This window comes from Hypericibacter adhaerens (genome assembly GCF_008728835.1).
In the GTDB taxonomy this organism is placed as follows: Bacteria; Pseudomonadota; Alphaproteobacteria; order Dongiales; family Dongiaceae; genus Hypericibacter; species Hypericibacter adhaerens.
On the sequence record NZ_CP042582.1, the window covers coordinates 2,812,323 to 2,833,522 of the forward strand.

Genomic DNA, 21,200 nt, shown 5'->3' on the forward strand with positions numbered 1-21,200 from the left:
CACCCCCGCGAAAGCGGGGGTCCAGCTCAAAGCCTTTGCGCTGGATCAGGATGGATCCCCGCTTTCGCGGGAATGACGAAAGAAGCGCTGATCCCTCCCGGCACCATGCCATTGGCAGACCAATCGCGCGGACGGTGCCGCGATTGGTGCAACCGCGCTTCCCGACGCGAACGGGAGTTCGTCGCACGCCGCCGATGAGTTAGGGCCGGTGGCCCGTTGTCGTTATTGGTATCGGATTGGTCATGCGCGCCGTGAAATTGGCATGGCAGCGCCTTGGCAGCGTTTTCGCCTTTCGTGTAGGCTCGACCGCAAGAAAAGAAGCCGACGCCAGCGCCGGGAAGGGGATGTCGCGGCAGGCCGATCGGCTCGTCTGGGATCAGCAACGGGAGAGCACGGGCCATGAGCCAAAAGAAATGGGGCGACGAGGATTTCTGGGGTCTGGGTTACGAGTACGACCCGCAATGGCTCCTGACCGACAAGCAGAAGGAGCTGCAGGCGAAGATCATCGACCTCGCCCGCACCACGCTGCGCGACAACGCCGTCGAATCCGACAAGAAGCTGATCTTCCCGCGCAAGAATTTCGAGGCGATCTCGAAGCTGGGCCTGCTGGGCCTCCTGGTGCCCAAGGAGCTGGGCGGCATGGGCGAGAACCACACCGCCGCCGCCATGGCCGTCGAGACCATCGCCCGCTATGGCTGCGCCTCGACCGCCATGTGCTACACGATGCATCTGGGCGCGGTCGCGGCGGCCCTCTTCCGCCATCACAACAACCCGACGCTGCGCGACATCCTCAGCCGCCTCGACAAGGACGTGCTGATCGGCACCCTCTCCTATTCCGACCCCGAGACCGGCTCGCATTTCTGGTATCCGGTCTCCTCGGGCGCCGAGAAGACCGCCAAGGGCTGGCATGTACGCAAGAAGGCCTCCTGGACCACCTCGGGCGGCTTCGCCGACTGGTACATCATCCAGACCACCAGCCCCGAGTTTAACGGCAATTACGGCGATCTCACCTGCTGGCTGATCATGGGCAACGAGGCCAAGGCCGAGCCCTCCAAGTGGGACGGGCTGGGCCTGCGCGGCAACCAGTCCGGCACGCTCGAGGTCGATGTCGACCTCACGCCCGACCGCATGGTGGGGCCGAAGGGCGACGGGGCCGCCTCCAACGACGAATGCGTCGATCCCTTCTTCCTGCTCTGCTCCTCGGCCTGCTGGAACGGGATCTCGCTCGGCATGATCGACATCGCCAAGCGCCACACCACGATGAAGAAGCATGTGGATGTGGGCATGCGGGTCGCCGACTACCCGACCATCCAGGACTATGTGGGCGAGGCGATCATCGACACCAACACCTCGCGCGCCATGGTCTTCCAGATGGCCAAGGCGATGGACGTCGCGACCAACAATTGCGACTGGTCGATCCACAAGGATCTGTCGGTCCTGCCGCGCGCCAAGACGCTGCACTGGATGTGGCAGGTGAAGTTCTCGGCCGCCAAGAACGTGGCCCATGTCACCGACAAGATGCTCCATGCCTGCGGCGGCACCGGCTACAAGCCCGGCCTCGGCATCGAGCGCTACCTGCGCGACGGCAAGGCCGGCTGGGTGATGGGCCCGACCAACGAGGTCCTGCGCCAGTTCGTCGGCAAGTCGGCGCTGCTGGGTTTCGAGAGCCTCGACTACTGGAACCAGGCCATCAACGAGCGCGTCCTCAACAACGAGCTCAAGAAGCTCGACGCCGCCGGCAAGCGCAAGCTCGCGGAGAAGCTGATGGCGGAGGCGCAGGGGAAGGCGGCGGAGTAGAACGCTCTCCAGTCGCTACGCGAAACGACAAAGGCCTGCCCTCTTGGGGCAGGCCTTTGCTGTTTCATTCGTAACCGAGCATCCCAACCGTTATCATTCATAGTGACCAATTATTGTTCATTGGGTAAAATAAACACAACCTTTGCGAACACCTAGTTTCGCTGCAGACTTTTCTAACATCCATTAGGGACGTCCACCCGCAAAGCGATCCGGCACCTATACTGCCGCACCGCCCCTCGACAAACTTGAGAACGATGGCTCTGACACTACGAAACGTAGAGCAATCATAACGCCGCTAGCCTTAAGCACGCCCCATTAGAGTCACTCCCGACAAAATGCGTTGCCCGCAGATCGAACATCTCCCTTCTGGCAAGATGCAAAATACACTCCCGACCGAGTTGTCTCCGATATGACGTCAACAATGGGGGATTGAGAGTGCTACCAGTACCAAAGCTAAACCTCGGGTCTATCGATGCGATCAACTACAAGCGTCGGCAGGACAAAGAGTTCCTGGCTCGCGTTTTCTTACGTGATTCGTTTTTGGAGACCGTACTGGAAGATAAGAAGTATTTTCTAATCGGCGAGAAAGGCACGGGGAAAACTGCATATGCAGTGCTGCTCACCAACACCGAATATCGAAACACCTTATCGAGCATCAGAAACCTGACAGAAACTGACTACACAAAGTTCGTTTATCTAAAAGAAAATGGCCATTTGCGGGTATCTGACTACGTCGACACATGGAAAGTAATCCTATTACTTCTGTCGGCGCATCACTTGGTCGAGCGAGAGGGGCCCAACGTTCTACAATATGTGAAATTCAAGAATCTAAAGGGAGCAATAGACGAGTACTACCGCTCCGCATTCGCTCCCGAAGTAGTGAATGCTCTGGAGCTTGTTGAGCACTCTGAAATCGCGGCTTCACTTATGACTAAGCATGCAAAGCTAGGCGGGAAATCGAAAGAAACTGAAAAAATCTCGGGTGAAGGATTTCAGACAAACTTACTTTTCATTCAACGCCAGATCGAAGACAGCATTCGATCCTTAAAACTATCGCGCAATCACATTGTCTTCATAGATGGAATCGACATCCGCCCACCGGGAATCAGCCTAGAGAGATACCTTGAATGCATTCGTGGGCTTGCCCAAGCGGCATGGTCCTTGAATACCGATTTTTTCGCAAACATCAAAGACACGCCTGGACACATTAAGCTGGTACTACTGCTGCGCCCAGACATCTTGAGCCGGCTTGGGTATCAGAACACAAATGCCAAGGTACGCGATAACGGAATTGTGCTGGATTGGCGAACTACGTATAGGGATTTTCGCAGCTCACGAATATTCCATTTAGTGGACGGTATTCTCGGCAAACAGCAGCCCGATAGCGGGACGATGGGGCTGGGAGCCGCTTGGAAGTATTATTTCCCGTATAATTTGATGAATTTCTCCCAAGGTGAAATGATTGATGATCCATTCATCGGCTTTCTGCGGTGTTCGTTTTATCGACCTAGAGATATAGTTTCATATTTGCTCTTTATGCAAGATTATGTGACGCACCACGAGAATGAAAATCGGCATTTTACTCAGAGAAGCTTTGAAAATTGTCAACAACAATACTCGGATTACCTTTTAGGCGAAGTTAAAGACCATCTAAGTTTTTACTATTCGGGCGCAGATTTCGATGAGCTAACAGGGTTTTTCAAGTTTTTACGAGGAAAAGGGAAATTCGATTGGCCGACTTTCGAGAATGCTTACAATCGATACCGAGCTGCAATTGGGAATAAGATCATTACTCTGCCAGCCCTAACAGAAGGACCAGAGATTTTCCTCCAGTTTCTATTTTCATTGAACGTAATTGGCTACGTTGAAAAAACCGACCTGAATGACACATTCGTTCATTGGTGCTTTCGGGATCGAACACCAGTGACTCTCAACCCAACAATACCCGGAGGCGTCACTTACCATACCCATCCGGGACTTACACGCGCACTGAAGGTCGGAAATCAGCCGCTCATTTGAGGCTCAGCAACAGTATTTCAGATAGCGAAGTGATAAGGGCCGGCCCCGATGGAGCCGGCCCTTCTGCTTTACTGTCCGAAATCCCACGGTAGCGTTCGCCTACTCCTCCTTCACCACGTGCCAGACGTTCTTCATGTTGTCGCCCGTCACGTCGCCGGGCTTCTTGTCGTTCTTGAAGGTGTAGAGCGGCTTGCCGCCGTCGGCCCACTGCATCGTGCCGTCGGCGCGCTTGATGATGGTGAGATCGCCGACCGGCTTGTCGCTCGCCATCGCCATCGCGGGCGGCCAGTATTCGGCGCACTCGCCGCTGCAATTCGACATGCCGGCCGCGTCCTTGTCGTAGGTGTAGAGGGTCATGCCCTTGGCGTCGGTCAGCACCTTGCCGGCCGGGGTCTCCATGACCTTGAAGGGACCATAGTCCTCGGCATTGGCGGCCACAGTCAGGCCGATAGCCAGGGTCAAGGCAGCGGCGGTCGCCAGCATCATGGTTTTGCGCATCGTTCCTCCTCGCGGGCCTTGTTGACGAACGAGCCCGCACGGGGACGACGATAGGCCACGCTCATCGCAAGAAGAGTCTGGGTCACGGCGATGTGACCTCTGACCCCACGGCCTCACCGTTTTGTGACAAGGAGCCTGCCGGATCGGCGTCGCCGCCTTCGTCTCTTCCGCAATTGTGAAACACGCCGGCAAGGGCCCGCTGATAGACTGCCCCTGTCGGGTGCGGGCTGTCAGGGAACGGGGTTTGCCGTCACGCCATCCAAGGGAGGCCCGACATGGCGAAATACATCCTGCTCACCAACTGGACCGAACAGGGCATCAAGAACGTCAAGGAATCGCCCAAGCGCCTCGACGCCGCCAAGGCGCTCGCCAAGAAGCTCGGCGGCGAGATGAAGAAGTTCTATATGACCACCGGCAGCTACGACATGATCGTGATCCTCGACCTGCCGGGCGACGATGCCGCCGCCAAGTTCGCCCTTCAGCTGGGCATGGCGGGCAATGTCCGCACCACCACCCTCAAGGCCTTCTCCGAGGATTCTTACCGCTCGATCATCGCGACGGTCGGCTAGGCCTGCCGGGTCGAGAACCGCGAGGGCCGGCGACCGCAGGCGCCGGCCTTCCTGCGGCCTTCGTGTCCGCTTCCCTTCCCCAATTCGCCACCGCCCCTCCCGCGCGCCCTGTGCTACAAGCGGCGCCGTGCCGCCCTGGCCCGGAGTCGTTCCCCCGATGCGTGCCTTCCCGATCGCCGCCCTGCTCCTGCTCGTCAGTCCCGCCGCCCATGCGCTCGACGCCTTCACCGTCGGCAACTGGAAAGGCGACGCCCGCTATGACGAGAGCGGCAGCTTCGTGCGCTGCTCCATGACCACCGAGTTCATGACCGGCGAGTTCGTCACCTTCTCCAACGCGAAGGACGGCAGCTTCGTCATGAGCGTCACCGACAAGCATGCGGCGCTCACGAGGGGCGAGGCGGAATCGGCGGAGATCGTCGTCGGCGAATATCCGCCGCTGCCGGCCCTCCTCACCAATTACGACGCCAACACCGCCGGCATGACCTTCGACAATCCCGGGCCGATCTATCAGCGGCTGCGGGAGGGCACGCGGATCACGATCAACCCCGCCCGGGGCCAGTCGATGGTTTACCCGCTGAGCCAGGTCAATCGCGGGCTGCAGCGGCTCCTCGCCTGCACCATGCGCGAGATGGGCTTCGCCAATTATGGCAGCCAGGCGGTGGGCGATCCCTTCGGCGCCGGCCTGCCGGTGCCCCAGGACGGCATCACCACCCAGGCCACGCCGCACGGCCCCACCAGCACGGCGCAGTTCCATCCGATGGACCCGGCGGCTCTGGCCGCGCTGGCCGACAAGCTCCTGGGCCAGGCCGGCCTCGCCCAGGCCAAGAGGCTGGACCCGGCCGAACGCGCCAAGCTGGCGCCGGGCTTCCCGCTGTTCTGGACCGATTCCGAGCGCACCGGCGGCGGGCTGGTCGCCTATGAGCTGCCGGGCGGCCATGCGCCGATGCCGCTCCTGGTCGGCATGGCCGGCACGCTCACCCTCTTCAACGACGCGGCCGGCTGTCCGGGCCTGTTCGACTCCCGCATCGAGGACCTGACCGCCAAGGCCGGCTTTCCCGCGCGGCGCCTCCACACCATCTGCCGGCGCGCCAACTCGGCCAATGCCTATGTGGCCGACTACATCATCCTGGCACCCGATCCGGGCCGCCTCGTCAAGCTCGCGGTCGCGGTCAAAGGGCTCCAGAAGACCGAGACCGACAGCGTGGTCCCGCACAGCGACGCGCTGCTGACGGCGGCGCTGCAGACGCTCAAGGGCGTGCCGGGCCAGTAGTGACCGAAATCTCGCTTGAGCCCCCTCCCCCAACCCCCTTGTATGAGCGAGATGTGAGAGCATGGAGCGTGGTCCGGGCCGGGGTGGCCACCCCGGCCCGGACTGTCGGTTGTCGGATCGACACCCTCGAAGTCTTCTGGACTGCGCGGGAGCGGGATCGCAGCCGACCCTTCATCGGACCCGGATGGTTGCAAGAACACCCTGGTTCGGATCAACGCAAGGTGGGGTCGACGAAGATGAGCAAGTCTATCACGGAAACGGCGGGTATCGACGTGTCGAAGCGCAAGCTCGATGTGGCGTTGGCCGCTGGGCCGGACCGGCTGCAGGCCAGCAACGATCCGGCGGGATACCAGCAGATCGAGAGCTGGCTGCGCGAGCATGGGGTCGAGCGGGTCGGGTTGGAGGCGAGCGGCCATTACGAGGCGGCGGTGGCGGCGCATCTTCGCCGGGTGGGGTTTTGCGTCGTGCTGCTCGATCCGGCTCAGGTGAAAGGCTTTCGGCGGTTCAAGAAGAAGCGAGCCAAGAACGACAAGATCGATGCTCGCCTGATCGCGGTGGCGACGGCGGACATGGAGCCCGACAGCATCCGCCCGGCGCCCGATGAACGTTTGGCGCCGTGGGCCGAGCATCTCACCCTGATCGAGCAGATCGGCGAGGATATCAGCCGGCTGAAGACCCGGCGCGATCGCTACAGCCTGCCGGCGCACAAACGCTATCTCGAGACTGAGATCACCCGCCTGTCCAGGCGCCGCGACAGGGAAATCGTCCGGCTGCTGGCCAAGCTCCGCCGTCACCCCGACCTGGCTCTCAAGCTGGATCTGCTGGAGAGCATCCCCGGCCTGGGCCCGCTCACCGCCCTCAGCTTCGTCCTGCGCATGCCCGAGCTCGGCCGCATGACCCGTGCCGAGGCCGCCGCCCTGGTTGGTGTCGCTCCCTTCGACGATGAAAGTGGCGAGCATACCGGTGAGCGCCATATCGCCGGCGGCAGAAAACGGCTCCGACGCAGCATCTACCAGGCCGCCTTCTCTGCCTCTCAGCGCTGGAACCCCATCCTCCTGGCCCTCTACAAGCGCCTTATCGCAAAGGGCAAGCACCACAAGGTCGCCACCGTCGCTTGCGCCAGGAAGCTAGTTGAGATCGCCAACGCTATCCTCGCCAGGGCTACTCCCTGGCAGGATAAAGCCGTCACTCCATGATCCCCGCACGATCATGGTTGCTCCCGCAAGGGGAGGGGGCTAGAACAATAAACACCTCGCCCCCTCCCCTCGCGGGAGCGGGTCCGGGGGAGAGGCCGCACTCGATGCCGAATTACGAGGCGCCCAGGATCTCCCCGAACCGCTTCGCGATCGCCGGGACGTCGTCCTCGCGCAGGCAGGCGGGCGAGAGGATCAGCAGCCCCTCTTCCGGCCGCCAGGGATTGACCTCGATGCGGGGGCTGCCGCTGCGCAGGCCATGCAGGACTTCCCGCCCGTTGACGTGACGCCGCGCGCTGCCGAGGCGCAGCTCCACCACCGGGATGCCGCTCCCGTCGGGATCGGCGATGACGCGGGCGGCGAGCGAAGGCGACGAGAGCCCTTGCAGCAGGCCGGCCAGCCGCTCCGCCAGGGTCTGCCAGCGCGCCTCGCGGTCCCGGTCGCTCTCGCGGGCGAAGACCTGGAGCGCCGTCAGCAGCCCCACGATCTGCTCCTTGCCGGTCTTGCAGGAACGCCCCACCCCATGGCGCGGCACGCCCTGCAGGCGCTGCTTGTCGATCAGCGCCGGCGGGGGGTTCCATTCGTCGTATGTGTAATCGAGATCGAGCTGCTGCAGCAGGGCCGCCGCCACCAGGTCGCGCCGGCCGCAGAGGAGGCCCGAGCCCTGCGGCCCGCCGATCATCTTGCCGCCGCTGAAAGCCACCAGGTCGGCGCCCTCGGCGATGAAGCGCTTGAGGTTGGCGAGCGGCGGCAGCTCGGCCGCCGCATCGACCAGCACCGGGACACCCAGCTCATGGGCCAGGCTCGCGACCTCCGTCAGCCGCGGCAGCGCCTGCGGCTTGGCGAGATAGAAGATCGCGGCCGTGCGCTCGCCCACCGCCTCGCGGATCTCCGACAGGTCGGCATCGCGGATGCCGGTGCCGTTGGCGCGGTCGGAGACGCCGACCTCCACCAGCGTCACGCCGACGGCCCGGAGCGCCCGGTCGTAGGAATTGCGCTGGCCGCGCATCACCACGATCTCGTTCTTCATGCCGGTCAGGTCCGGCAGCCGGTTCATCTTCGCGGCGTCGAGCCCGGTGACGCAGGCGGCCGTGCCGAGCAGCAGCCCGGCCGAGGCGCCCGAGGTGACGATCCCCGCCTCGGCCCCGGTCACGTCCGCGATGATCCGGCTCGCCGCCGCCTGCAGCGCCGGCATGTCGACGCAATATTGCGTCGCCTCGCGCATGGCGGCCGCGACCTCTTCGCCCATGATGCCGCCGCCGAAGCGCGTCATCGGGCCATAGGCGTTGATAAGGGTCGCGGCGCCCAGCCGCTCGAACACGTTGGTCATGGGTTTCCCGATCGATTCAGCGCTTGGCGTCGAGACGCGCGCGGAAGGCCTGGCTCGCGGCGCGGGCGCCGTCCATCAGGTAGCTGGTGTCGATGCCGTAGGTGAAGAAGCTGAAGCCCATCTCGCGATAGCCCGCGAGGAAATCGAGCGCGGTCACGTCGATGCCGAGCGCCTTGCCATGCTTCTTGGCCGCCGCCGCGACACGCCCGATCGCAGCGGTCAGCGCCTCATGCTTCTCGCCCGGCTTCAGCCCCATCGAGCCCGCCATGTCGGCCGGACCGACATAGAGCACATCGACGCCCGGCAGCGACGCGATGCCGTCGATCGCCTCGACCGCTTCCTTGCTCTCGATCTGCAGCACGAGGCCGGTCGCCTCGTTCGCCGTCACCACATAGCCGGGATAATCGTCGTAATAGTTCGAGGCGCGCCAGGGACCGATGCCGCGCCGTCCGAGCGGCGGATATTTGGCGGCGCCGATCGCGGCCCGGGCCTGGCTCTCGGTCTCGATCATGGGCACCATGACGCCGGTCACGCCGGCATCGAGCGCGCCGCGGATGAGATCGACGCTGTTGGTGCGCGGCCGGTAGATCACCGGGCAGCCCTGGAGCTCGGTTGCCGGCAGCAGGCCGGCGAGGGCATCGGGCGGCACCGGCGCGTGCTCGCCGTCGAGCAGCAGGAAGTCGAACCCGCCGCGCGCCAGCGTCTCGGCCGCCATCGGATGGGGCACCGTGAACCAGCTCCCGACGACGGGCTCGCCGGCCCGGATGCGGCGAACGAGATCCGTGGTGATGGCCATATGCCCCTGCCCTTCCCCTGTCGCGGCCTCGCGGCCTTCTAGAGCAAGATTAGGAGGCGGACGGAAACCTGTCTATTTGGGAGACGGGCGAGCGCCGGCGCCGGGCGGGCGGGCCGCCGTCACTTCATCGCTTCGAAGACGATCGCCTGGATCTTGCCGTCGATGGGCCCGGGCCCGAGCTTCGCCGCCACCGCTTTCGTAGCCGCCTCTGTCGCCTCCTCGAGCCGCCCGGGATCCCGGGCCATGATCTCGTTGCGCAACGGCGAGCCCTGGCACAGGCCCATGGCCGGGTCGCGTGCCGACGCGGCGCGGGCACGCTTGGTCACGACCTGGGACTTGATCTCGACGAAGCCTGCAGCCACCAGCTCGCGATGGATGAGCTCCGCGTCATGATAGCCATAGGGCGTGCGCCGGGCGAATTGCGGCGGGTCCTCCGGGAAGCAGGCCGCGATCGCGTCCGATACCGGCTGCGCCACCTCGTTCTCCTCGATCCGATCCCAGACATTGAAGACATAGCGACAGCGCGGCTTGAGCACGCGGCGCGCCTCGGCGAAGGCCTTGCGCTTGTCGGGGAAGAACATGACGCCGAACTGGCAGATCACCGCGTCGAACTCGTCATCCTTGAACGGCAGGGACAGCGCGTCGGCCTGGCGCCACTCGATCCGCCGGGACTGGGTCAGGGTTGCCGCGTGATCGAGCATGGCCTGGTTCAGGTCGGTGGCAACGATCCGGACCGGCGCAGGCAGGGTGCGATCGAGCGCGCGGGTCACGATCCCCGTGCCGGCGGCGATCTCCAGCAGCCGACCCTGCTTCAACCCCGCCAGCCGTTGCGCCATGTCGTCGGCATAGGGCGCGAAGATCAACGGCCCCAGATGACGGTCATAGAGGGCCGGGATGGAACCGGTGAAAGCCTTGTCGGTATCGCTCATGCCGGCATTCCCCCAGCGGACGGCCCACGCGTCATTGAGCTTGCGCCACCACGACATTGACCGCAAGCGCCAGCAACACGGTGTTGAAGAAGAACGACACGATGCCATGAAACAGCGTCAGCCGCCGCATCTCGGCGGAAAGGGTCTGCACGTCCGAGACCTGCGCCGTCATGCCGACCACGAAGGAATAATAGAGGAAGTCCCACATGACCGGCTGCTCGCTGCCGGGGAACTTCAACCCGCCCGCGTCGCGCCGCTTCCCGTCCGGCGCGTCGGTCTTCGCGTAATAGAGATGCGCATAATGGAAGGCCAGCGCCATATGCAGCGTCAGCCAGCCGAGCGGCACATTGGCGACCGAGAGCCAGAGGCCGATATGGGTGACCTGGCCGCCCTGGTTGAGCAAGCTGAAGATCGAGCCGATGCTGAGCGCCACGGCCACCGCGGTCATCCCGGCGATCAGACCGAAGCCCTCGTCCTCGGCGCTGGCCCGCAGGCGCATCTTGCCCGGCGCCTCGTAGACGGTCAGCAGCAGGGTCAGGATCAGGTAGATCGTGAAGAAGGCGTCGCCCGCCAACAGGATCGGCAAAGGCGGCGGCAACAGCTCGAGCGGGTGGATCTTCAGCAGGGCCCAAATGACGGCGCCGAGCAGTGCCGCGATATAGAACCGGGCGTGATGCAGAAGATGGCGCCGGACTCCGAGGATCAAAACGGTTCTCCCGACCTGAAGGGCTGAACACCGGCCAAGGACCGTCGCCCATCATTTGATAAGGCCGGTTTCTCCCCGAAAGCTAGCATTCCTGCCTGTCCCGATTGCCCGGGAAAACGTCGCTTTTTGGGGGATCGACATGAGCGACTACGAGCTGGGCCGCGATCTGCAGGATCTGCGGTCGCGCCTCGAGCGGCTGGAACATGGCTGCGATTGTCATGGCCGTCATGGGCCTGGCCATCACGGGAGACCCGAACAGCCATCTGCCTGGCCGGGACGCCCCGTCCCTTACGAGCCATCGGCCGGCTTCGTGGTTCATTCCACGGAAGTCGGCGTCGATGTCGAGAAGAAGCCCATCCTCTGGAAGGCCGAGAAGGCCTTCAAGACGCCGCCCGTGTTTGCCGGGCTGCTGGGATTTGGACCCCATTACCAGTTCGATTCGGCGCAGATGGTGACCTGGGGCTGCCAACCCGAGCCGCTGATCCTCTACGTCACCTGGAACGGCGGAGGCACGGAGGAATTCTATCGCCTCGCCAACCAAAGCTTCTCGAAGATGCGCGTCATGGACCCGAACACCGGGGTCACCTCGGCAAAATGCATCTATTCCGCGCAGCTCATCGCCTCGGGACGGGGCCAGTTCGCCAACTTCAATTACCCGCCTCCGAGCTTCTTCGGCACCATGCGCAGTTCCGGCGGCGCGGCCCTCGGCTATTTCGGTTCCTATATCGACGTGAAGTGCCATGACAACAAGCCGTTCAATATCTTCAAAGACTTCGATCCCGGCCTCTACGATCTGATCTCCGGCGGTACCTGGTATCTCACGGGTGGCAATATCGATCGCTGCTGACCGGCTCCCTGATTGGCAGAAAAAGAGGGCTGAATGTCATTGCTGCCATAGGGTCCATTGCCAATAATCCGGCCCATGGCAAAGACCCTCGGCCGCTCCCCTTCCCGCTTTCTCCGCCCGCGCACCGTGGCGCTGCTGGCCGTCGCGAACGCGCAGATCCTCGACGTGACCGGCCCGCTCGAGGTCTTCGGCAGTGCCAACCGCTGCCTGATCGAGAAGGGCCTGCGGACCGTCCCCGCCTACCGGCTCCATATCCTCGCCGAGCGCGCGGGGCCGGTGACCATGAACAACGGCCTCCAGCTCGTCGCGACCCGGGCCATGCGCGGCCGGAAGGAGCCGATCGACAGCCTCCTCATCGCCGGCGGCAGCGGGGTCCGGGAGGCGCGGCAGGACGAGAAGCTCATCCGCTGGATCGGCCAGGCGGCGCGATCCGCGCGTCGCGTCGCGTCCATCTGCAGCGGCGCCTTCCTGCTCGCGGCGACCGGGCTCCTGGACGGGCGCCGGGCGACGACCCATTGGGAAGACTGCGCGTGGCTCGCGCGGGAGTTCCCGGACATCCGGGTCGAGCCTGACCGCATCTTCGTCCGCGACGGCAAGTTCTACAGCTCGGGCGGCGTGACCGCCGGCATGGACCTCGCCCTCCATCTGGTCGAGCAGGATTGGGGCCGCGCGGTCGCGGTGGAGGTCGCGCGGAGTCTCGTGCTGTTCCTGCGCCGGCCGGGCGGGCAATCGCAGTTCAGCCCGCATCTGGCCGCCGAGAGCGGCCGCGAGGCGATCCGCCGGGCGCAGCGCCATATCCTCGACCATCCCGAAGCCGATCTCTCGGTACCCGCCCTGGCGGCGGTCGCCGGCATGAGCCCGCGCAACTTCGCCCGGGCCTTCCTCGCCGACACGGGGACGACGCCCGCCAAGTTCGTCGAGCAGGCCCGCATCGACGCGGCGCGCCTGCGTCTCGAGCAGTCGGACGCGGCCATCGAAAGCATCGCGCGCGGCTGCGGCTTCGGCGCGCCGGAACGGATGCGCCGCGCCTTCCACCGCCATCTTTCGATCGATCCTTCGAGCTACCGCAAGACCTTCAGCAGCACCCTGGAAACCCGCCATGATCGAGCTTCGGCCCAATTGTGAATATTGCGACAAGGACCTGCCGCCCGACGCGCTCGATGCGCGGATCTGCACCTATGAATGTACCTTCTGCGCGGATTGCGTGGAGCGGCATCTCGCCAATGTCTGCCCGAACTGCGGCGGCGGCTTCGCGCCCCGCCCTGTCCGGCCGGCGCAGGAGCACCGCCCCGGCCTCTCCCTCGCGAAGCGCCCGGCGTCGACCCGGCGCGTCCATCTGAGCTACAGCCGCGAGGAGATCGCGGCCTTCTCGCGGAGCCTGCGCGACGTGCCGCCGGAACGGCGGTGACGTTTTCAAATGTCATCCCCGCGAAAGCGGGGATCCACGTCAAAGCCGAGGGACCTGGATCAGGATGGTTCCCCGCTTTCGCGGGGATGACGACAGAGGCGACGGCTAAGGGGAGCCTAGACGTCGGAGAGTCATCACGACCGCGGCCGGATCTTCTCCGGGTCGTAGAAGGGGAACCGCACGACCGTCGCGGGGATGCGTTTCTGCTGGCCGTCGAGCTTGCCGACCTCGACCTCGGTGCCGATCGCGGCATAGGCCACGTCCATCCGGCAGAGCGCGATGTTCTTCTTCAGGATCGGCGAGCGGCAACCCGAGGTGACGACACCGACCTGGGCGCGGCCGACATGGACGCAGTTGCCATGGGCGGCCGTCTCGTTGCCCTCGAGCTCGAGCCCCACCAGCAGGCGCTGCGGATGTTCCTTGCGGCGCAGCACCGCATCGCGGCCGATGAACGCCTCGTTGCCCTTGACCGCGACCGTGAAGCCGATGCCGGCCTCGAAGGGATCGACCTGGTCGTTGAACTCATAGCCGCCGAAGACCAGCCCCGCCTCGATGCGCAGCATGTCGAGCGCCTCGAGCCCCAGCGGCTTCAGCCCGTGCGGCTGGCCCGCCTCCCAGACCGCATCCCACACTTTGAGCGCGTCCTTGGGATGGCAGAAGAGCTCGTAGCCCAGCTCGCCGGTATAGCCGGTGCGCGACGCGATCACCGGCGCGCCGTCATAGCCGCCGATGCGCCCGATGGTGAAATGGAACCAGCCGATCTCCTCGAGCTTGGGATTGGCGGGCGCCGTCCAGACGATCTCCTTGAGGATGTCGCGACTCTTCGGGCCCTGGACCGAGAGATTGTGGAGCTGATCGGTCGAGCTCTTGACCCAGGCGCGCAGGCCCCGCTTGGCCGCCTGCTCGCGCAGCCACTGGCCGGTATACTCGTCGCCGCAGACCAGGCGGAACTTGTCGCCGCCCAGGCGGAAGACGATCGCGTCGTCGAGCATCCCGCCCGTCTCGTAGCAGAGGGCGGTATAGACGCATTGCAGGTCGGCGAGCCGCTTGACGTTGCGGGTGCAGGCGAGCTGCAGCAGGGTCTCGGCCTCCGGCCCCAGCACCTCGAACTTCCGCAAGGCGCTGAGATCGAGCACGATCGCCGCCTCGCGCGCCGCCCAATATTCGTCGACGGCGCCGTGGTTGTTGTAGCGCGTGGGCAGCCAGAAGCCGCGGTACTCGGCGAAATTGCGGGTAAGCGCCGAGGTGCGCGGATGGAAGGCGGTCTCGCGCGTCAAGCGCGGCTCTGAATCGGCTGACATGCGGAAGGCGATCGCTCGCTGAAAATCGGATGTCGCGGGATAGATGCGGACATGGATGTCCGTGGGATTCCAGGCGTTGGTCGCGTCGATATCGTCCGGGCAGGCCGAGGAGGCGCAGATCAGGTCCGTCATGGCCCGCAGCAGCACATAGTCGCCGGGCCGGGACCAGGGATCCTCGAGGAAGATCGCATTCTGGCTGCTGAGGCCGGTGTTGTAGAAGAAATTGATGCAGGGCCAGCCGCGCTTGGGCTGAATGCCGTAGGGCTTCAGAGTGCCGTTGAAGTTCTCCGAGCAGCTCGGATGGCCGGGATAGCCCTGATCCTCGTAGAAGCGCGCCGTGCAGGCGAGGCCGAAGCTGTCATGGCGGCCGACCGTGTCCTGCACCACCTCGACCAGCGGCTGGAGATCGGTCGAGAAGAACTTGGAATAGAGCCCCGGACCCGGATAGAGCAGACCCGTCATGGTGCGGGTCGCGGTCATGTCGAAGCCGCGCTCGACGCCCTTCTCCAGGAGCCGCGCATCGACGCAGACGAAATCCGAGCATTGCCGGCCCGCGACGTCGATCACCTGGATATATTCGCCGGCCTTGACCTCGTAGGCCTGGGCTGTGCATTTCGCGACCCGGAGCTCATGGCGGAAGTCCGCCAGCGGCTCGGGCAGCGGCGGTTCGATCAGCGGCGTCGCGGTCGCGCGATGCACCACGACGCTGAGATCGGTGGGTGCGTCCTGCGCATCGACCGCCATGGGGCCGCCGGCCGCATGGAAGATCGCGATGCATTCGCGCGCCACCACCAGCTCGACGGTCTCGCCGGGTGCGGACTCCTTCGCGAAGAGAAGCCCTGCCCGCCCGACCCGCGCCGGCAGGTTGCGCCGGCGCAGCTCGGCGGCGATGGCGCGCGATTCCCGGTCGGCGCCGGAGAGCAGCCGGTTGATGCCGGCGGATTCGCGCGCGGGGTCCAGCCCCAGCGCCGCCAGATCCTCCTGGCCGTCGGGTGTGAAGACCGCGATCTCGCAAGCCTGCCGCCCCTCGCGATCGGTGACCGAGACCCGGTCGCAGCGGAAGAGATGCAGGATGACGGCCCCGGCACCGCACACCCAATGCCGTTCGACGCCGGGCTGGAACAGCGGCAGCCCCGGCTCGCGCAAGCGCGGCCGCGGCGAGGAGACCGGGGACGGCGAAACCAGATTCATGGGGCAATTATCGCGTCGGCCTGCTGGCTCGCGCAAGGCCGGGGCGGCGCGCAATGGTGCGGGATTGGGCTCTATCATCATCCCCTCCCCCGTCTTCAGGGGGAGGGTCAGGGAGAGGGCTGTCTAACATCGCGCAGCCCCCTTCCTAACCTTCCCCCGCAAGGGGGGAAGGGACAAAGCTTGGGTCACCCCTTCGGATACTTGATCGACAGCACCTCGAGCGAGATGTCGCCGGCGGGGCGCTTCCAGGTCACGCTGTCGCCGACCCGCGCGCCGGAGAGCGCGCGGGCGAGCGGCGAAACCCAGCTGATCTTGCCGGCCTTGGGCTCGGCCTCGTCCTCGCCGACAAGGGTGAAGCTGCGCTTCACATCGTCGTCGTCGACGGTCTCGACCGTGGCGCTGAACCCCACCTTGTCGTGCGGCTGGCTCGCGGGATCGATATGGATCGCCTTGTCGAGCCGCTCCTGCCAATAGCGCAGGTCGCGCTCGACCAGCTTCAGATGCTCCTTGTCGAGCATCTCCGGCTCGCCGCCTTCAGTGAGCGCGCGGCGCTCCTCCTGCAGCTTCTCGACCCGCCGCTGCAGCGCCTTCAGTCCATGCGCCGTGACGTAGTTCGGGTGCGGGCTCTGAGGCCGCTCCGGCAGATCGTCACCGGGCAGTTCGCTGTCGTCTTCTTTGACAAAGGCGCGGCTCATCAGGGTCGTCTCCCATTCTTCTTGCCGACAAGACGACGACGCCCGCCCCTCCCGTCCGGGCCGGCGCCGTCCTCATCCTTGAATCTGGACATGCGCGGGCGATAACGCAACCCGAACCGGCGGCACCGGCGGGCGGCCGCCGATCGCAGCACTCCCGGTCGCGACAGCCCTTGCTCCCCGGCAAGGGTTCGGATAGACCCGCGGGGGCTATCGCAATCCAACGGGTCATGCCCTTGCAAACAGCGGATATTCTGATCGTCGGCGGCGGGGTGGTCGGCAGCGCGACCGCTTATTTCCTGACTACGCAACCCGGTTTTCACGGTCGCGTCCTGGTGATCGAGAAGGACCCCACCTATGGCGAGGCGGCGACCGCGCGCTCCGCCGGCGGCATCCGCCAGCAATATTCGACGGCGGAGAACATCCGGATGTCGCTGTTCGGTGCCGAGTTCGTGCGGCACGCGGCCGAGCATCTGAGCCTTCCGGGCGAGCGCGCCCAGCTGCCCTTCGTCGAGCAGGGCTACCTGTTCCTGGCGACGCCGGAAGGCCTGCCCGTGCTGCAGCAGAACCACGCGCTCCAGACCGGGCTCGGCGCCGATATCGCCCTGCTCAACAACGCCGGCCTGCGCCGCCAGTTCCCCTGGCTCAACACGGACGGCCTCGCCGGCGGCGCCTTCGGCCGGCGCAACGAAGGCTGGACCGATCCCTACAGCCTGCTCCAGGCGTTCCGCCGCAAGGCGGTCGCGCAAGGCGCCGTCTATCTTCAGGACGAGGTCGTGGGGCTCCGGCGCGACGGCGACCGCATCGCCGAGGTGACGCTCGCCAAGGGCGGCACCGTCGCCGTGGGCGCGCTGGTGAACAGCGCCGGGATCAACGCCGCCCGCGTCGCGGGCTGGGCCGGCTTCGAATTGCCGGTGCGGCCGCGCAAGCGCTTCGTCTATGTCTTCGACTGCCGCGACAGCGGCGAGATCCAGAAGGGCCCGCTGCTGATCGATCCCAACGGCGTGTATTTCCGCCCCGAAGGCGCGAGCTTCATCTGCGGCGTCTCGCCGCCCGAGGACCGGGATCCCGACTGCACCGATCTCGAGGTCGAGTACGGGCCGTTCGAGAAGACGATCTGGCCGACGCTCGCCGAGCGCGTGCCGGCCTTCGAGGCGATCAAGCTGGTCCGCGCCTGGGCCGGCCATTACGACTACAACACGCTCGACCAGAACCTGATCATCGGGCGCGGGCCGAGCCTCGCCAATTTCTACATGGCGAACGGGCTCAGCGGCCACGGGCTGCAGCAATCGCCCGCCATCGGCCGCGCCCTCACCGAGCTGATCCTCGAGGGCGGCTATAAGAGCATCGACCTGACCCGTTTCGGCTACGAACGGGTCGCGAAGAACGAGCCGCTGGCCGAGCTCAACGTGGTGTAGCTGTCCCCGTGATCGGGACGCCGGGCCATGCTAGGCTCCGCGGCGGAAGGAGCCGTTCCATGAGCCGTACCGCCCTGATCTCGATCCTCTGCGAGGACCGCATCGGCCTCATCGCCGCCGTCACCGGGCGGCTCTACGATCTCGGGATCAATCTCGGCGACACCACCTTCGCGGTGCTGGGCGGGGCGGCCGAATTCACGACCCTGGCCGAGCTGCCCGACCACCAGTCGCTGGGCGGCGTCGAGGCCGAGCTGTCGGACCTCCCGGCCCTCGAGGGCGCCAAGATCAGCGTCGCGCCCTTCTCCTATCGCGCCCAGCATGACGACACGGCGAGGATCACCCACCGCATCGAGATCGAGGGCGAGGACAGCCCGGGGCTGGTGGCCCGGCTCTCGGAGGTGTTCGTGGGGTTCGGCGCCAACATCGTGCGGCTCAATTCCGAACGGGTCGGCGGGGCCAGCGGCGCCCGCTACGTCACCCGCATCGCCGCCTGGATCCCTCCCGAAAAGGCCAAGGCCTGCCTCGCGACCGTCGCGAACACGGCCGGCGAGCTCCGGCTCACCTGCAAGACGCAGGCGGTGTGACTAAGGCGCCGGGGGACAGGTAGGGTTGGCGTTGGCGCTTTCCACGTCGATATTCCGCATCTGACGCTGCGTGCAGCGCTGATTGTATTCGCCGACGGCGGCGTTCAGCTTCGAGGTGGCGGTCCAGGCCGCGGGAAACGCCGTCGATTGATACTGGGTCTTGAGCGCGTCGCGCTGGCCGATCATGTCCGCGAGATTGCGCACCGCGTCCGCGTCGTTCGGATCCATCGTCTTGCGCGTGCTGTCGATCCTCGCCTCCAGGTCCTGCAACTGCGACCGCAGCTCGCTGGCTTTGGATTGCAGCCCGTCATTCTCCTGACGCAGGGTCTGGAGCGCCCGCGCGCGGCAGACGCAGTCCTGGACCTCGGCCGGCGACATGAAGCTCTGCGCGCTCGCGCGACCCGGAACGATCCCCACCGCGAAAAGCAGAAGCAGCGGCAGCGCAAGAGTGAAGCCTTGACGAGCGAGCATGGGCACCTCGATGAAAATGCGGCCTCCCGGACGTTGCCGCCGCCCGCGATATGGGATCAAGGCAAAATCCACGTTCCGGGCGGAAGCAATTTCGTGACAGGCCGCGCCCGCGAAGCGCCGGCGACGCGGCCCGATGCCCGAAGGACGGAGACCTACTGGGCCGGCGGGCAGGTCAGATCCCGGCTCGCATTGTCGACGTCGGTCTTCAGCATCGCGCGCTGGGTGCAGCGCTGGTTATAGTCGGAGACCGCCGCGTTGAGCTTCGAGACCGCGTCCTGGGTCTGAGGGTAGGTCGTCGTCCGGATCTGGGTGTTGAGCGTGTCGCGCTGGCGGATCATCTCGGACAGGATCTGGACCGAGATGTCGTCCTCCGGGTTCATCGTCTTACGCATGTTCGAGATCTGGGTCTCGAGGCTCTGCAGCTGCTGGCGCGCGTCGTTGTATTTCGTCTGCTGCACGTTGGTCTCTTCGCGCAAGCTCTGCAGCGCGCGTTCGCGGCACATGCAATCCCGGATCTCGTCGACGGTCATGCTGTCCGCGGCCGCCCTTCCCTGCGCCCAGCCGGCCACCAGGAACAGAGCCAGCAAAGCGCCGAAGGAGAGCCGCCTGCCATTCGCGATCATGACCACACCCTGCGAAGTGAACCCATCCCGTGAGAACCCGCGGCAGCGATACTGCATGATCATGGCAAATTCCGGGACGGGGGGAAGCAAATTTGCGGCAGACCCCGCCGGCATCGAGGGCGAGGAAAAAGGTCCTGCCGGCGTTCAGTGCCGACGGCGGCGTTTCCCGCGCGGGATATTGGCGGGACGCCCGCCGCGGCCCTGCTGCGCGCGGCTCTGTCCGCCGCCCTGGGAACGTCCCGATGCCAGCGGCTGCGCCCTTCCCGCGGCGCTTTCGGCGGGGGCGCGGCCTTCGGCGAGGTCGCGCATCATCTGCAGATGGCGCGGCAGGAGATCCTTGAGCGCGTAGCGTTCCTGGATCGTCTGGCGCGCATTGGCGCGAACCTGGCCGAGGCTGTCGCGGCGATCCAGCGCCTCCTCGATCCGGTTCGCCAGAACCTCGATGTCGTTCATGTCCGTCATCAGCCCGTTGCGCCCGTCCTCGATCAGCTCGCGCACCGGCAGGGTGTCCGATCCGACGATCAGGCAGCCGGTCGACATGGCTTCGAGCAGCGACCAGGACAGCACGAAGGGGATCGTCAGATAGACGTGAACGGAGGAGAGCTGGAGCAGGTTCCGGTAGGTCTCGAACGGCAGGTGCCCGACGAAATGCAGCCGGCTGTGATCCAGATCCTTGAGCTCGCTCAGCGCCTTTCCCTTGTAGCTCTCGCCCTCGGGCAGCTTGCGGCCATAGGCGACGCGGTCGGTGCCGGCCACCACGACCTGAAGATTGGGGCGGCGGCGCTGCAGGATCTCGACCGCCTGCATGAATTGCGGGAAGCCGCGATAAGGCTCCATGCCGCGCGTGGCATAGGTCAGGACCTCGGCGTCGCGCGTGAGATGGAGATTGAGCTCGGGGATGCTGAACTGGACGGCATCCGAGGGCGCGAAGAAATCGGTGTCCACGCCGTCATGGAGCAGGCTCAGCTTGCTATGGAAGATCCGCGGGATCTGGCTCAGCTGATAGGCAGTCGGACAGAGGCCCCAGTCGCAATGCGCGAGATCCATGAGGATCGGCAGGTTGCGCGTCCGCACCCGGCAAAGGTCCTCATAGCCGAGGGCCTTGCTCATGAAGTCGACGTCGGAATTGCGCGCGTTGTAGTACCACTCGAAGTAGGTCAGAAGGCGCGCCTCCGGGAACACGTCCTTGATGTACATGGTCGTGCCCCAGCCGGAATGGCCGCAGACCAGATCCGGGATGAACCCCTTCTTGCGCAGCTCCCCGCACATGCGCACGACCCCCTGCCCGTCGAGCACGGCGGCTTCGGTGGAACGCAGATAGTGATGAATGCTCTTCGAGGGCTCGCGCTGGGGTTTGTAGATATGCTTGGTCACCCCGGGGAGGGTCTTCTTGTTGTCCAGCGAGCCGGCCACGACCTGGTTGGCCGGATCGGCCGCCAACGCGGCCGCGACGTGCTTGTACTGCGCCGGAAAGTTGTTGTGCAGGAAGAGAACCCGCATCGAGCTTACCCCTTGTCGCCTATGATAACCGCTTGGGCTGGAAGATGATCCAGAGGCC

The 21,200-nt window shown here is 65.1% G+C and carries 20 protein-coding genes; 10 read left to right on the forward strand and 10 right to left on the reverse strand.

Translation table 11 applies throughout. From position 1 onward, the window contains the following. The first annotated feature begins 399 nt into the window (after positions 1-399). Together FRZ61_RS12270 and FRZ61_RS12275 are read left to right on the forward strand one after the other, a co-directional pair. Positions 400-1,797 (forward strand): acyl-CoA dehydrogenase family protein, encoded by a 1,398-nt coding sequence (locus FRZ61_RS12270; protein ID WP_151117993.1) that lies wholly within the window; start codon positions 400-402, stop codon positions 1,795-1,797. Positions 1,798-2,232: 435 nt separating this feature from the next. Then, the gene (locus FRZ61_RS12275; RefSeq protein WP_151117994.1) at positions 2,233-3,816 is read left to right on the forward strand and encodes a P-loop ATPase, Sll1717 family; all 1,584 of its coding nucleotides are present in this window, start codon (positions 2,233-2,235) and stop codon (positions 3,814-3,816) included. Positions 3,817-3,915: 99 nt separating this feature from the next. Here the strand turns inward: FRZ61_RS12275 and FRZ61_RS12280 are convergent, their stop codons facing one another. Beyond that, the gene (locus FRZ61_RS12280; protein ID WP_151117995.1) at positions 3,916-4,314 is read right to left on the reverse strand and encodes a COG4315 family predicted lipoprotein; all 399 of its coding nucleotides are present in this window, start codon (positions 4,312-4,314) and stop codon (positions 3,916-3,918) included. 275 nt (positions 4,315-4,589) lie between these two features. Here FRZ61_RS12280 and FRZ61_RS12285 point away from each other — a divergent pair, with 275 nt between their 5' ends. The 3 genes from FRZ61_RS12285 to FRZ61_RS12295 all read left to right on the forward strand — a co-directional run bounded on the left by FRZ61_RS12285 (position 4,590) and on the right by FRZ61_RS12295 (position 7,349). Continuing rightward, positions 4,590-4,883, forward strand: a complete 294-nt coding sequence (locus FRZ61_RS12285) for a GYD domain-containing protein (protein WP_151117996.1) — start codon at positions 4,590-4,592, stop codon at positions 4,881-4,883. A gap of 157 nt (positions 4,884-5,040) precedes the next feature. After that, the gene (locus FRZ61_RS12290) at positions 5,041-6,153 is read left to right on the forward strand and encodes a hypothetical protein (protein ID WP_151117997.1); all 1,113 of its coding nucleotides are present in this window, start codon (positions 5,041-5,043) and stop codon (positions 6,151-6,153) included. Positions 6,154-6,389: 236 nt separating this feature from the next. Continuing rightward, on the forward strand, positions 6,390-7,349 hold the full coding sequence (locus FRZ61_RS12295) for an IS110 family RNA-guided transposase (protein ID WP_151115166.1): 960 nt from the start codon (positions 6,390-6,392) through the stop codon (positions 7,347-7,349). Positions 7,350-7,461: 112 nt separating this feature from the next. Here the strand turns inward: FRZ61_RS12295 and FRZ61_RS12300 are convergent, their stop codons facing one another. The 4 genes from FRZ61_RS12300 to FRZ61_RS12315 form a co-directional block, all read right to left on the reverse strand. After that, positions 7,462-8,676 carry an aminotransferase class V-fold PLP-dependent enzyme gene (locus FRZ61_RS12300; RefSeq protein ID WP_151117998.1) on the reverse strand — a complete coding sequence of 405 codons (1,215 nt, stop codon included), beginning with the start codon at positions 8,674-8,676 and terminating at the stop codon, positions 7,462-7,464. Between the two features lie 16 nt (positions 8,677-8,692). Next, entirely contained in the window at positions 8,693-9,472 is a 780-nt protein-coding gene (locus tag FRZ61_RS12305) for an HpcH/HpaI aldolase family protein (RefSeq protein WP_151117999.1), read from the reverse strand. A gap of 119 nt (positions 9,473-9,591) precedes the next feature. Next, a complete protein-coding gene (locus FRZ61_RS12310; protein WP_151118000.1) occupies positions 9,592-10,401 on the reverse strand; it encodes a class I SAM-dependent methyltransferase in 810 nt (269 codons plus the stop codon). 31 nt (positions 10,402-10,432) lie between these two features. Next, positions 10,433-11,107: a DUF1345 domain-containing protein gene (locus FRZ61_RS12315; protein WP_151118001.1), complete on the reverse strand. Its 675-nt coding sequence runs from the start codon at positions 11,105-11,107 to the stop codon at positions 10,433-10,435. Between the two features lie 139 nt (positions 11,108-11,246). On the opposite strand from FRZ61_RS12315, the gene FRZ61_RS12320 reads away from it, so the two are divergent. From FRZ61_RS12320 to FRZ61_RS12330, 3 genes are all read left to right on the forward strand, one after another. Beyond that, positions 11,247-11,954 (forward strand): hypothetical protein, encoded by a 708-nt coding sequence (locus FRZ61_RS12320; protein ID WP_151118002.1) that lies wholly within the window; start codon positions 11,247-11,249, stop codon positions 11,952-11,954. A gap of 75 nt (positions 11,955-12,029) precedes the next feature. Further along, a complete protein-coding gene (locus FRZ61_RS12325; RefSeq protein ID WP_151118003.1) occupies positions 12,030-13,079 on the forward strand; it encodes a GlxA family transcriptional regulator in 1,050 nt (349 codons plus the stop codon). Continuing rightward, positions 13,054-13,362 (forward strand): DUF1272 domain-containing protein, encoded by a 309-nt coding sequence (locus tag FRZ61_RS12330; protein WP_151118004.1) that lies wholly within the window; start codon positions 13,054-13,056, stop codon positions 13,360-13,362. Before FRZ61_RS12325 ends, FRZ61_RS12330 begins: the two co-directional genes overlap by 26 nt. 134 nt (positions 13,363-13,496) lie before the next feature. On the opposite strand, the gene FRZ61_RS12335 is transcribed toward FRZ61_RS12330, so the two are convergent. Both FRZ61_RS12335 and FRZ61_RS12340 read right to left on the reverse strand, forming a co-directional pair. Continuing rightward, entirely contained in the window at positions 13,497-15,854 is a 2,358-nt protein-coding gene (locus tag FRZ61_RS12335) for a DUF1989 domain-containing protein (protein WP_151118005.1), read from the reverse strand. Positions 15,855-16,039: 185 nt separating this feature from the next. Beyond that, complete coding sequence (locus tag FRZ61_RS12340) at positions 16,040-16,549, reverse strand: GreA/GreB family elongation factor (RefSeq protein ID WP_151118006.1); 510 nt, start codon at positions 16,547-16,549, stop codon at positions 16,040-16,042. Between the two features lie 227 nt (positions 16,550-16,776). Between FRZ61_RS12340 and FRZ61_RS12345 the strand changes: the two genes are divergently transcribed. Both FRZ61_RS12345 and FRZ61_RS12350 read left to right on the forward strand, forming a co-directional pair. Beyond that, a complete protein-coding gene (locus tag FRZ61_RS12345) occupies positions 16,777-17,964 on the forward strand; it encodes an NAD(P)/FAD-dependent oxidoreductase (RefSeq protein ID WP_151118007.1) in 1,188 nt (395 codons plus the stop codon). A gap of 59 nt (positions 17,965-18,023) precedes the next feature. Beyond that, positions 18,024-18,548 carry a glycine cleavage system protein R gene (locus FRZ61_RS12350; RefSeq protein ID WP_151118008.1) on the forward strand — a complete coding sequence of 175 codons (525 nt, stop codon included), beginning with the start codon at positions 18,024-18,026 and terminating at the stop codon, positions 18,546-18,548. Here the strand turns inward: FRZ61_RS12350 and FRZ61_RS12355 are convergent, their stop codons facing one another. The 3 genes from FRZ61_RS12355 to FRZ61_RS12365 form a co-directional block, all read right to left on the reverse strand. Beyond that, positions 18,549-19,019 (reverse strand): hypothetical protein, encoded by a 471-nt coding sequence (locus FRZ61_RS12355; RefSeq protein ID WP_151118009.1) that lies wholly within the window; start codon positions 19,017-19,019, stop codon positions 18,549-18,551. A 152-nt stretch (positions 19,020-19,171) separates the two neighbouring features. Continuing rightward, a complete protein-coding gene (locus tag FRZ61_RS12360; protein ID WP_151118010.1) occupies positions 19,172-19,642 on the reverse strand; it encodes a hypothetical protein in 471 nt (156 codons plus the stop codon). Between the two features lie 144 nt (positions 19,643-19,786). Further along, positions 19,787-21,142: a glycosyltransferase gene (locus tag FRZ61_RS12365; protein ID WP_151118011.1), complete on the reverse strand. Its 1,356-nt coding sequence runs from the start codon at positions 21,140-21,142 to the stop codon at positions 19,787-19,789. Between the last annotated feature and the right edge of the window lie 58 nt (positions 21,143-21,200).